Origin of the sequence: Stappia sp. (genome assembly GCF_048261845.1) — a bacterium.
In the GTDB taxonomy this organism is placed as follows: domain Bacteria; phylum Pseudomonadota; class Alphaproteobacteria; order Rhizobiales; family Stappiaceae; genus Stappia.
This window is the reverse complement of sequence record NZ_JBLXFR010000005.1, coordinates 107383-119667: the sequence shown is the minus strand read 5'-3', so window position 1 is coordinate 119667 and position 12285 is coordinate 107383. Positions and strand designations below refer to the sequence as shown.

General features: G+C 66.0%; 10 protein-coding genes and 1 pseudogene. 7 read left to right on the top strand and 4 right to left on the bottom strand.

The annotated features are described in order from the left end of the window. From ACN0T5_RS04290 to fahA, 4 genes and pseudogenes are all read right to left on the bottom strand, one after another. Positions 1-252 (bottom strand): annotated as a pseudogene (locus ACN0T5_RS04290) (ABC transporter permease); the annotation flags it as partial. Then, positions 245-1063, bottom strand: coding sequence for an ABC transporter ATP-binding protein (locus tag ACN0T5_RS04285; RefSeq protein WP_417767382.1), 819 nt, complete (start codon positions 1061-1063; stop codon positions 245-247). The pseudogene ACN0T5_RS04290 and the gene ACN0T5_RS04285, both read right to left, overlap by 8 nt. A gap of 2 nt (positions 1064-1065) precedes the next feature. Continuing rightward, on the bottom strand, positions 1066-2091 hold the full coding sequence (locus ACN0T5_RS04280) for an ABC transporter substrate-binding protein (RefSeq protein WP_417767381.1): 1026 nt from the start codon (positions 2089-2091) through the stop codon (positions 1066-1068). 19 nt (positions 2092-2110) lie between these two features. After that, on the bottom strand, positions 2111-3436 hold the full coding sequence (gene fahA, locus ACN0T5_RS04275; protein ID WP_417767380.1) for a fumarylacetoacetase: 1326 nt from the start codon (positions 3434-3436) through the stop codon (positions 2111-2113). 171 nt (positions 3437-3607) lie between these two features. Between fahA and ACN0T5_RS04270 the strand changes: the two genes are divergently transcribed. The 7 genes from ACN0T5_RS04270 (at position 3608) to ACN0T5_RS04240 (ending at position 12270) form a co-directional block, all read left to right on the top strand. Next, complete coding sequence (locus tag ACN0T5_RS04270) at positions 3608-4459, top strand: GntR family transcriptional regulator (protein ID WP_417767379.1); 852 nt, start codon at positions 3608-3610, stop codon at positions 4457-4459. A gap of 62 nt (positions 4460-4521) precedes the next feature. Further along, positions 4522-5100, top strand: a complete 579-nt coding sequence (locus ACN0T5_RS04265; RefSeq protein ID WP_417767378.1) for an HD domain-containing protein — start codon at positions 4522-4524, stop codon at positions 5098-5100. 260 nt (positions 5101-5360) lie between these two features. Continuing rightward, on the top strand, positions 5361-6962 hold the full coding sequence (locus ACN0T5_RS04260) for an MBL fold metallo-hydrolase (RefSeq protein ID WP_417767377.1): 1602 nt from the start codon (positions 5361-5363) through the stop codon (positions 6960-6962). Between the two features lie 126 nt (positions 6963-7088). Further along, positions 7089-8138 carry a LacI family DNA-binding transcriptional regulator gene (locus tag ACN0T5_RS04255; RefSeq protein ID WP_417767376.1) on the top strand — a complete coding sequence of 350 codons (1050 nt, stop codon included), beginning with the start codon at positions 7089-7091 and terminating at the stop codon, positions 8136-8138. A gap of 100 nt (positions 8139-8238) precedes the next feature. Next, positions 8239-9699 carry an FAD-binding oxidoreductase gene (locus ACN0T5_RS04250; protein WP_417767375.1) on the top strand — a complete coding sequence of 487 codons (1461 nt, stop codon included), beginning with the start codon at positions 8239-8241 and terminating at the stop codon, positions 9697-9699. Continuing rightward, positions 9692-11188, top strand: coding sequence for a xylulokinase (locus tag ACN0T5_RS04245; protein ID WP_417767374.1), 1497 nt, complete (start codon positions 9692-9694; stop codon positions 11186-11188). The genes ACN0T5_RS04250 and ACN0T5_RS04245 overlap by 8 nt, the downstream gene beginning before the upstream one ends. Beyond that, the gene (locus ACN0T5_RS04240) at positions 11188-12270 is read left to right on the top strand and encodes an ABC transporter ATP-binding protein (RefSeq protein ID WP_417767373.1); all 1083 of its coding nucleotides are present in this window, start codon (positions 11188-11190) and stop codon (positions 12268-12270) included. The genes ACN0T5_RS04245 and ACN0T5_RS04240 overlap by 1 nt, the downstream gene beginning before the upstream one ends. Positions 12271-12285 lie beyond the last annotated feature (15 nt).

Genomic DNA, 12285 nt, shown 5'->3' with positions numbered 1-12285 from the left:
GGCGTGAGCCACATACCCGCCGGTGAACAGGTTGTGCAGCGTGAAGATCAGGTCCTGCAGCACCTGATAGGGGCCGGGCAGGACGAGCTGCGAGATGCCGCTGAACGTCACGGCGGCATGCCAGACGGCGATGATCGCCGAGCCGAACAGCAGGACGAGCAGCCATTGCGGGGTACGCTCGATCAGGGTCTTGCGTTCGTTCTCGGCGAGCGCGATCAGGATCGCCGGGTCGACATTTTCATTGTCAGCCATGGGCTGCCTCCTCGCTGCTGCCGAACAGCAGGTCGTGTATCTCGCGGACATACTCGTTGAACCGGCTGCCGGTGATCATGTCCGGCGTGCGCGGGCGGGGAAGGTCGATCTCGATCCGCCTGACGATCCGGCCCGGGCGCGGCGACATGACGAACACGGAATCGGCCAGGAAGATTGCCTCCTGGATGGAGTGCGTGACGATGATCGCGGTCGCCTTGCGCATCTGGCAGATGCGCTCGAACTCGACATTCATCTGCTCGCGGGTGAACTCGTCGAGCGCGCCGAACGGCTCGTCGAGCAGCAGGATCTCCGGCTGCGTCACCAGCATTCGGCAGATCGCCGCACGCTGGGCCATGCCGCCGGAAAGCTCGGCGGGGACGGCATTGGCAAAGTCCGACAGACCAGCCATTTCAAGCAATTGCATCGCTCGCTCCCGGGCGAGACCGGCGGCCTTGCGACCTTCCCGAATCTCGATCGGCAGAAGCACGTTTTCCAGCACGCTGCGCCAGGGCAGCAGGGTCGGCTGCTGGAACATGATGCCGATCTGTTCGTTCGGGCCCGTCAGGGCCTGATCGTTCAGCCGGATCTCTCCTCCCGTGGGAGGGATCAGGCCGGCGATCATCTTCAGAACGGTCGACTTGCCACATCCACTCGCACCGACGAGAGAGGCCACTTGGCCTCTCTCCAGCTCAAACGAAACATCCTTCGCAGCGTGAATGATGTCGGCTTGGCCTTTCCGTGCGCGGCGGTAATGCTTGTTCACATTGTTGAGACGGAGAATTGCGTCCCCGTCCGGCCGCGGCGCCTGCATCCTTACTCTCCCAGGTTTTCGACGAATTCGTTGGTGTAGACCGTGGAAAGATCCTCGATCGGCTTGTCGAGCTCACCCGTCTCGAGCAGGCTCTTGTGCCAGGCCTGCCAGCCGCTGTCCGGCAGGAAACCGAGCTTGTTGGTGCCGATCGGCGCGTATTGCTGGTTGACCGTGTCGAGCAGGGCACGGGCATATTCGCGACGCTCAACCTCCTGCGGATTGTAGGTCTCGCCGTCCGTCAGGACGCCCTCGGGGTTCTGCAGTCCCCATTCCGTCGCCCGATGCACCGCCTTGGCGAAGCCGGCCACCATTTCCGGGGAATCGCGGTAGATGTCGCCGCGCACGGCAAGGCCGTTGCCGAACAGGTCGAGACCTTCCGGGGTCAGGTCGATGATGTCGACGCCGCGATCCTTGAGAACGGCAATGCCGGTGAAGGAGGCGGCGAAGGCATGGATGGTGTCGCGGTCGAATGCCGTGACGGCCATGCCTTCCTGGCCGATCGTGACGAACTTGTACTCGTCCGGCTGCACGCCGACGGAGGACAGGGCGCTGCGGGCGAAGGACACTTCGGCGCCGTCCGCGGTGGACACGCCGATCTGCTTGCCGCGCAGGCCGTCGGCCGACGTGATGCCGTCATTGCGGTCGCCGGCAAGCACGAAGAGGCCGCGCGAGAAGAGGTTGTAGAAGAACTTCACGTCCGCGCCGCGCGCGACCGCGTTGAGGACGGGGCCCGGTCCGGGCGCGCCGAATTCGGCACGACCGGCCGCCATCGCCTGCAGGACGGCGCCGGAGCCGTCGAGGCTCTTGATCGTGACGTCGAGGCCTTCCTCGGCAAAGAAGCCCTGCTGCTGGGCCACGATCATCGGATACCACGCCATTGCCGAGGAGCCCGGCAGGACGATGGTGACGGGCTTCAGCTCGGCCGCCGATGCGAGATTGCCGGTCAGGGCGACGGTCGCGACCGCCATGCCGATGCGGGCTGCCCAGCGGGACGCCGTCCGTGCCAGTTTAGTGCATGTATTGGACATGTATTCCTCCCAATCGAGTTTATTGCCACTCAATGGCCGGGGTCACTCTTCCCCGGCACGCACCGAAGCCGATGGAACGGAAACCATCCCGTTCGCACAGGCCCTCGAGTACGATTTCGTCACCGTCCTCCAGGAAGCGGCGGATCTCGCCGTTCCCGAGGTCGAGTGGTTCTGCGCCGCGGCGGGTCAGCTCCAGCAGGCATCCCTGCGAGCCTTTCTCCTCACCGGAGATCGTGCCGCTTGCGACAAGGTCGCCCGGCGCCATGGGGCAGCCGTTTGACATGTGGTGGGTCAGCATCTGAGCGAAGGTCCAGTAGAGGCCGGCAGCATTGGTCCGCGTGACGACCACCGGCGGGCAGCCTTCGGCGCGCATGGCCTCGCTGGTCAGGCTCGCGGTGAGCGCGACGGACAGCGCACCCTGCGCGGCATCCTCCTCATCGCTCAGATAGGCAAGGAGCGGCGGATCGCCCGCCGATCTCCGCCTGGCGGGAACGCGGAAGGGGGCAAGCGCCTCCATGGTCACGACCCAGGGCGAAAGGGTGGTGGCGAAGCTCTTGGAAAGGAACGGCCCGAGCGGCTGGTATTCCCAGGCCTGGATGTCTCGGGCGCTCCAGTCGTTGACGATGCAAAGGCCGAAAAGCCGGTCCCGGGCCGCGGGCAGGGCGCGGGGCCCCGGCTCGTCTTCCCTGACGCCGACAAAGGCGCCGAGCTCGAGCTCGAAGTCGAGCATCGCGCTGGGGGCGTGGACGATGCCGTCGCCCGCCCTGATCTGGCCGGCGGGCCGGCAGACGTCGCTTCGCGACACGACGAGCGACGATGCGCGGCCGTGATATCCGACCGGCAGGCTCTTGAAGTTCGGCAGGAGCGGATTGTCGGGGCGGAACAGCTTGCCGACATTGGTCGCGTGTTCGACGGAGCAGTAGAAATCGGTGTAGTCGCCGATTTGCGCCGGAACCGTCATCTTCAGCGCGCTCGTCGGTGAAAGGAGGGGTGTCAGCACCTCCTGCAGTGGAGATCCCTCCCGCAAGGCCCGATGCAGCCACAGGCGCAACGCATGCCAGTCCTGAGGCGAGCGGGCCATCAGGGAGTTGAGGTTGGGGCCGCCAAGGACGGCGCGTGCATCGCCATCGAACAGCCCGTCGAGCAGGCCATCTTGCGCGCAGGCCTTGAGATCGAGCGCCTGGTCGCCGATCGCAACGAAGATCGACGGTGTTTCCGACGATCCTGTCCGACCGACACCGAATGGCAGGTTCTGAAGGGGAAACGCGCAGCCGGACGCATTTGCCGCCTTAACCCAGCTTTCGGCGCGGGGATCGTGTGTTTCGTCGAGCCGGAAATTCGTCATTGATTGCCACATCGCGAATTGGTTACAAAGTTTGTATGCAAAAAAGCATGCAAGTTGGAATGCGTCAAGGCATACGTGTGGACGATTGATCCCGTGGCCATTTGTGGACTAGTCCAAGAGGCCGCTGGCATGGCTAGCTGACGCAAGGTCAAAGAGCAGGAAAGAGACGCTATGGCAGCCCGCACGGAGGCACCCACCCGCACGATCGAGCCGTGGATCATCCATGGTCCACTCGCCCGATCCAGGACGGAGCCGGCAGGGACGGTGTCTCCAGCCTGGCTGAGAGACCTTGAGGAGCGCGTGATCGCGGGCGCCGACTTCTGGACGATTGCCGATGAGGTGCGGCTGGAGGGAATCAACCAGGGCGACAGGGAAAATGGCGATACACCGCCGATCGCCTTTGTCGAACTGGTCTATGAACTGCTCAGGATCTCCATCCGGACCGGCGCCCTTGCGACCGGCACGCCGCTGATCGAAGCGGAGATCGGCGATGCGCTGGCGGTCAGCCGGACGCCGGTTCGCGAGGCGATGCAGCGCCTGTCGGCGGATGGCCTCCTGTCACGCCGCAAGCGTGGCTGGGAGGTCAGGAAGCTCGACATGATCCAGATTCGCGAATCCTACGAGGTGCGCATGGCCCTCGAAGGCTTCGCGACGGCGCAAGCGGCGATTCGCGGCAGCGATGCGCAGGTGGCGGAGATCGTCGCCGCGACACGCTCGCGCGCCGCTCTCGGTTTCGAGGATGTCGCGCAACGCCTGACGACAAACCGCGAACTGCACGGTCTCATCTTCGCGGCCTCCGGCAATGAACGGCTGATCGAACTGATCAAGCGGAACATGCAGTATTATTTCGCGCACAGGTTCGCGCAGTTCGTTTCCCGCGAGGAGGCGGCGTTGTTCCAGCGTCAGCACGAACTGATCGCCGATGCCCTTGCCGCGCGCGATCCGCGGGAGGCGGAAAGCATCGCGCGGGAGCACGTCAAGTCGACCTATCTCGCATTCGAGAAATTCTACAAGCTTCTGTAGCCTGCCTGCTCCCCGGGGGCTTGCCACGGTGACCGGAAAACAGACGAGCAGAGGGTGTCCGCATGATCGACGAGACCGAACTTGAAGCGCAGATCCGGTTCCTGCGCGAAGCCGACCGGTTGAAGGGGATCGTGCGGGCCTCGCCGCTGATCGACGGGTCGCGCCGCGAGAACAGCGCGGAGCACTCGTGGCATCTGGCGCTCTATGCGCTTGTTCTTGGCGGGTGTGCCGATCCGCAGGTGAATATCGACCGTGTGATCAGGATGCTTCTGCTGCATGACATCGTCGAGATAGATGCCGGCGACGCGCCGATCCACGGCGCGGTCGATCCGAAGCGGCAGGAAGAACTGGAGGCGGCCGCGGCAGACCGCATTTTCGGGCTGCTGCCCGGTCCGCAAGCGGCGGAATTCAGGGCGCTCTGGCGGGAGTTCGAGGAGGGTGCCTCGCCGGACGCCCGCTTCGCCAAGTCGCTCGACCGCTTTCAGCCGCTTGTCCAGAACGTTGCCGCCGGCGGCGGTACCTGGCGCGACGGCAATGTGTCCAGGGAGCAGGTGCACGTGCGCTACGGTCCGCAGATTGAGGCGGGCTCGCGAACCCTTTGGGATCACGCAAAACGGCTTGTCGCACGCCACTTCGGATAGGTTCCAGGCGCTGCCATGCCTGGCGAGATGCGGATCCGTGTCGGGCTCCACGCGACGAGCAGCCTCCATGAAGTCGAGACGCCCGGCCGCCGTCTTTGGCAATGCCCGACTGCACGGGCTGACGGGAAGATCCTGTCCGAAGGCCTACGTGCTACCGCGAACCTGCGTCTTCGGGCTCGGTGAGGGCGTTTCGCCCGTGCTAACCTGACGTCACTGTCGGTATTGGCACCGGCAGGCGAGACCGAGCAGGGGAAGGTTCGATGGCAACGGGTGCCCCAAGGCTGACATTCCACGGCGCTGCCGGCTGCGTTACCGGATCCTGCCATCGGCTGGAGACCGCGGGCGGCACGGTCCTGCTCGACTGCGGCCTGTTCCAGGGCTCGAAGACCGAGAAGGAATTGAACTATCGCCCGTTTCCCTTCGCTGCCGGGGAGATTGACGCGGTGATCCTCAGCCACGCCCATATCGACCATTCCGGCCTGCTGCCGAAGCTGGTGCGCGATGGCTATGCGGGGCCGATCTTTGCAACCGGAGCCACGTTCGAGCTGTGCAGCGTGATGCTGCCGGACAGCGCTCATATCCAGGAGATCGAGGTCGAGCAACTCAACCGGCGCAACCGCCGGCGCAGTCGCCGCGAGACGGTCGAGCCGATCTATTCCGGCGAGGATGCGCAGGCAACGCTCTCCCTGTTCTGGCCCCATGCCTATGGCGACTGGTTCCAGGTGCTGCCGGGCCTGCGCGCCCGCTTCTGGAACGCGGGTCACCTGCTTGGCTCGGCCTCGGTCGAACTGGAGATCGCCGAACCGGCCACCCGGCTGCTGTTTTCCGGTGATATCGGCCCCGATTACAAGCTGTTGCAACCCGACCCGGAAGCGCCGAGCGGCATCGACTATCTCATTTGCGAAAGCACCTATGGCGACACCGATCGGGAGGACGCCACCCCGGCGCACCGGCGGGCGCAACTGCGTGCCGAAGTGAAGGCGGCGACGAACCCGAACGGTGCCCTGCTCATTCCGTCGTTCGCGGTGGAACGGGCGCAGGAACTGATCAGCGATCTGTGCCAACTGATGGCCGAGGGCGCCCTGCCGCAAATTCCGGTCTACCTGGATTCGCCGCTGGCCGCCGCCGCGACTCGGGTTTTTGCCCGCCATGCCCGCGAGCTGGAAGGCGGCGATACGCTGCTGCAGGGGCTCGACGCCGGCAACCTGCACATGACCGAGTCGGTGGAACAGAGCAAAGCGCTCGACCGTGTCCGAGGCTTCCACATCGTCATCGCGGCCAGCGGGATGTGTGAGGCCGGCCGCATCCGCCACCGACTGAAGAACTGGCTGTGGCGCGACGAGGGAACCGTGCTGTTCGTCGGTTACCAGGCGACCGGCACGCTCGGCCGCATCCTGCAGGATGGCGCGCCATCCGTCCGCATCCGGGGCGAGGAGTTTTCCGTCCGTGCCCGCATCCGCTCGATCGACCTTTATTCGGGCCATGCGGACGGCCCGGAGCTGGCAAGCTGGATCAGCGACCGGCTGCCGCTGAAGCATGACCTTTTCCTCGTCCACGGCGAGCGGGAGGCGATCGAGGGACTTGTCGACCGCCTGCCCGGGATCGTGGAGGCCGACCACGTGCTTCGCCCCGACCTCGACGAGACGTTCGAGCTGACGAGCGAAGGCGCGGTCCGGCTGGCCGGCCAGTCGCCGCCGCGGCTGCCGCGCGAGGAGGTGGCCCATCTCGATTGGCATAACGACGTCTCTCGTCTGCTGCTGGACATCAGCGACCAGCTCTCCGCCGAGCCGGACGAGAAGAGCCGCAACGTGGTGATCCGCCGTCTGCGCCGGGCGCTTTCCGGAGACGAGGTTGCGGAATAGGCGGCTGGCGAAGCAGGTTGGCCTTGCCTCTGCGAAAACGTTTGGGCAACTTTCCTGCTTCGACGGAAACGGGATGCGGCACGGCCAATGGCCGACAGTCCGGCCCCGAAGCAGGATCGGCCGGGAATGACCAGGGAAACAACGTCCAGGCAGCGCTCGCGCAGCACCACCTTGCGCGACGTGGCCAAGGCGGCCGGCGTGGATGTCTCCACCGTCTCGCGTGTCCTGAAGAACGACAAGGACGTCCGGACCAGCGCCGAGACGCGCCAACGCATCATCGATGCGGCCGAGCGGCTGAAATACCGGGCGAATCCGCTGGCGCGGGCGTTGAAGACGGCGCAGTCCCGCACCTTGCTCATCGTGGTGCCGCAGATCGAGAACCCGGTCTTCGCTTCCGCGATCCTCGGGGCGGAAGCCGAGGCGCGGGCGAGGGGATATGTGCTGCTGGTGGCCTACGACCAGAACGGTTCGGCGTCGAGCGTGCTGGAGCGCGTCTCGCAGTCGAGCCTGATCGAGGGGGTCATCATCGCCAGCTTCGACGAGGATGACAGCCTGCGCCAGAGCATCGCGGCTATGAACCTTCCTTATGTCGTCATCAACCGTGTGCTTTCCGGCAATGTTCCCTGCGTCGCCGTCGATACCTGTGCGGCCAGCGCGATCGGCGTGCGGCATCTGATCGGTCTGGGGCACCGATGCATAGGACATGTCGCGGGCCGCCTCGGGCGCTTCAACGGCAATGCCCGCCGGCAGGGGTGGGAGGAGGCGATGTCTGCTGCCGGGCTCGATCCCGATCCGCATCTGGTGGCGGAGGCCGGATACGATCCCGAGCGCGTGCCCGCAGCGGTCGACCGGCTGCTCGAGCGCAAGGTGACCGCCATCCATGCCGCGACGCTGCTCACCGGAGCGGCGACCATCGCGTATCTGCACAAGCTCGGGTTCGACGTACCGGGCGATATTTCGGTTGTCACCATGCATGACGACCTTCTTGCACGAGTCGTCTATCCGGAAATCACGACGGTCGACCTGCCCACATCGGAGATGGGACACGAAGCCGTGCGGATGCTTCTGGATCAGCTCGAAATGCCGTCCGACGCAGGGTCTCCAAGGTCTCCCGTGCTGCTTCTCGCACCCGGAAACCTTGTCGTTCGCGGTTCCGCATCCTCCCTGAAAATTTAGGTGTTGACGTCGCCGGGTCTTTTGCATTCTATTTGAACAAACGTTTGCTCAAATGTCCGGCCGCGTGAGATCGCGCCGCCGCAGTCGAGAAGGGAGGATCATGGTGAGCAGTGAAACGCGGTTCGCGGAGTTTGCGGATATCGTCGGATCGGAGAATGTCCTGACGGGAGAGGACGACCGCAGGCGGTACGCCCACGACAAGCTGCCCTATGCGAATTTCCGGGCCCGTGCCGGGGCGCTGGTCGGCACCCTGCCGGGTGTCGTCCTGCGCCCGGGTTCGGCCGACGAGGTCCAGCAGATCGTGCGCCTCGCCGCCGAGGCCGGTCTTCCCGTCATCCCCTATGGCAGCGGTTCGGGCGTCCTCGGCGGCACCATCCCGCTCGAGGGAGAGGTGATGATCGACATGCAGCGCATGGACCGGATCACCGGCGTCGACTACGAGAACGCCCTGGTGACGGTCCAGGCCGGCATGAACGGCGAGCTCTTCGAGGCGGAACTCAATGCCAAGGGCTACACGGTCGGCCATCTTCCCCAGTCGCTGACCATTTCCACGACAGGCGGTTGGGCGGCCTGCCGGGGCGGCGGCCAGGAGTCCAGTCGCTACGGCAAGATCGAGGACATCGTCGTCGGCCTCAAGGCCGTGCTGCCGGACGGCCGCCTGCTTGAGGTCCGGCCGTTGCCCAAGCGGGCGACCGGCCCGTCGATCCGCGACCTGATCGTCGGCAACGAGGGCACGCTCGCCATCATCACCGAACTCACCTTGCGCCTGTGGAAGCAGCCCGAGGCCGAAGAGGTCATGGTGTTCGCACTGCCGGACCGCGTGGCGACGCTCGGCCTTGCCCGCCGGATCATGCAGGCGGGACTGCATCCCAGGATCGTGCGGCTCTACGACGAGCGGGAGACGGCGTCGCGTACCGAAGGGATCGCCGCCTTCGCCGATCGGCCCGTGATGGCCAATATCGTGGTTTGCGGGGAGCCGGGCCTCGTGGCCGCCGAAGCGGCGCTGGTGCGCGCCTTTGCGGCGGAGGCAGACGCCGTTGAAACCGAAACCCGGCCGTTCGACGAGTGGCGGGCGAGCCGCTACAAGTCGATCACCAAGCTGTGGCAGGACAAGGGCTATTACAACGACACCATCGAGGTGACGGTGAACTGGTCGCGTGCCGCCGCGCTCTACGAGGCAATCGAACGGCAGGTGCCGGGGATCTGCCCGGATGCGCATTTCAGCGCCCATTGGTCGCATGTCTATCCGGAGGGCGTGTGCCAGTACATGACGATCCGCCTGCCGCAAATGCCGCAGGACGAGGCCCTTCCGCTGCATGCCCGATTGTGGGAACTGCTGGAGGGCGAAACGCTCGCTCATGGAGGTTCCATCGCCCATCACCATGGCAGCGGCTTGTTCCGCGGTCCCTGGATGGACGGGGAACTGGGCGTCGGCATGGATGTGCTGCGCGCCGTCAAGCAGGCGATCGATCCGCAGAACCTCTTCAACCCCGGCAAGCTCGGCCTGCCGCCGCGCGCCGGCTCCATCGACCCCTATCGAGACAGGGTGGACCATGCCTGATCCGTTGCTGTTGGGCATAGACCTCGGCGCCGGCTCGCTCAAGTCGACCGTGATCGACGGGGCCGGCAAGGTCCTTGGCGCGGCCTCGGCCGCTGTCGAGACGCTGGCTCCGCATCCCGGGTTCAGCGAACAGGACCCGCTCGGCTGGCGGGCGGCGATGATCGACACCCTGTCGCAGCTCTGGCGGCAGGGGATCGATCCGGCCCGCATCGGGGGCATCGCCTTCACCGCCGGAGCGCACACGCACGTTCTCGAGGACGCCGACGGCCATGCGCTTCGCCCGGCGATCATGTGGAACGATCAGCGCTCGGGACGTCAGGTCGCGGCTCTTCGACAGACGCAAGGGGATCGGATCCTTGCGCTGTCCGGCAACCTGGTCAGCGCCACATGGACGCTGCCGCAGCTTGTGTGGACGCGCGAGAACGAACCTGACCTGTTTGCCCGCATCCACCGGGTCCGTCCGGCCAAGGACTGGCTGCGACGCCAGATCGACGGAAGCGACGCGACCGATATCACCGATGCCTGGGGGCTGATGCTGGCCGATGCCAATGGCTCGAGCTGGTCGGACGAGCTCTGCCGGATGGCGGGGATCGACCCGTCCGTGCTGCCGCCCATCGTCGGCTCGACAGAGGTCACCGGCCGGGTCACGGCGGCGGCCGCACAGGCGACCGGCTTGATGGCCGGAACGCCGGTGATCTGCGGAACCTCGGACACCAATGCCGAGACCTTCTGCGGCGGCATGACCCGCGCCGGGCTCGGCGCGCTCAAGCTGGCGACCGCGGGAACCGTGTCGACGCTGACGGCAAACCCGGCCTTTTCGGAAAAGGTCATCCACTATCCGCATCTGGTGCCGGGCCATTGCTACACGATCCTCGGCACCAATTCCTGTGCGTCGGCGCATCGCTGGCTGCGCGACACGCTGTTCGGCGCCATCGGTTTCGAGGGCATGGACCGTGCCGCGCAAGGCGTGCCGCCGGGAAGCGACGGGCTGGTCTTTCACCCCTATCTCAACGGCGAGCGCAGCCCCTATTGGGACCCGGACCTTCGGGCGTCCTATGTCGGCCTCGGCTTCGCCCATGGTCCGGGCCATTTCGTCCGGGCGCTCTATGAGGGAATCGCCTTCAGCCTGCGCGATTGTCTCGAGGTGCTGCGCGGGCTCGACATGGGGTTCTCGACGGCCCGGCTGGTTGGCGGGGGCACGCGCAGCGAGCTCTGGCAGCAGATCATCGCGGACGTGACCGGTCTGGTGATCGAGATCCCGCGCGAGGGAGATGCCTCCTTCGGCGCCGCCCTGATCGCCGGCCTCGGCGCAGGCGTCTTCGCCGACACGCAGGCCGCCGCCGCCGTGATCGAGGTCAAGGCAACCCGCCGGCCCGATCTGGACGCCGCACGGCGTTACGAGGACGTTTTTGCCATCTACCGCGAGACCAAGGACGCGCTGACGCCTGTCAACCATCGCATCGCCGCAGCCGGCAGGGAAGGGAACTGATGGCCGAAGTGAGCCTGCGCAACCTGCGCAAGACCTATGGCGGCGTGACCGCCGTCGAGGGGGTCAATCTGGACATCGCCAAGGGCGAGCTGATCGTCCTGCTGGGGCCTTCGGGCTGCGGCAAGTCGACGACGCTCCGCATGGTGGCGGGTCTGGAGAGCATTTCCGGCGGTGAGCTTTTCATCGGCGGGCGCGACGTGACGAACCTGGAACCGAAGGATCGCGACATTGCGATGGTGTTCCAGAACTACGCTCTTTATCCGCACAAGACGATACGCGCCAACCTGGGCTTCGGCCTGAAGATGCGCGGCATGACCACTGCCGATACGGCCCGGCGCGTCGACGAGGTTGCCGAGATGCTGGCGATCACGCATCTGCTTGATCGCAAGCCGCGCCAGCTTTCGGGCGGGCAGATGCAGCGGGTCGCGCTGGGCCGGGCTCTGGTGCGCGATCCGGCGGTGTTCCTGCTCGACGAGCCGCTGTCGAACCTCGACGCGAAGCTCAGGGTGCGCATGCGCGAGGAGATCGCCTTGCTGCAGAAGCGCATCGGCAAGGCGATGGTCTACGTCACCCACGACCAGACCGAGGCCATGACGCTGGCGGATCGCATCGTGATCATGCGGGACGGTCACGTCCAGCAGATCGGCGCGCCGCTGGAGGTCTACGACCGGCCGCGCAACGTCTTCGTCGCCGGCTTCATCGGATCGCCGGAGATGAACCTCTTCCCGGCCGAGATCGGGGAGGGACGTTTGCGCATGGGGCCGTCCGACGACATGTCGCTGCCGGCGCCGTCTGGGGCGCCGGACGGCCCGCTCGTTGCCGGCATACGGCCCGAGGCGCTCTTCGTCGCGCAGGAGGGCATTCCCTTCGCCGTGCGCGCCGTCGAGCAACTGGGATCGCAGACCCTGCTGATCGGCAGGATCGGCGAGCACCAGCTGCGGGTGATGGAGGACCGGCGCGACGACATCCGCGCGGGCGACACGGTGAACGTGTCGGCCGATCCGGCGGGCGTCCATCTGTTCGACAAGGAGACCGAACTGCGACTGGCGCTGTCCGCCTCTGCGGAACCGGCGCGGAATTGAACGAAACCACCGCGG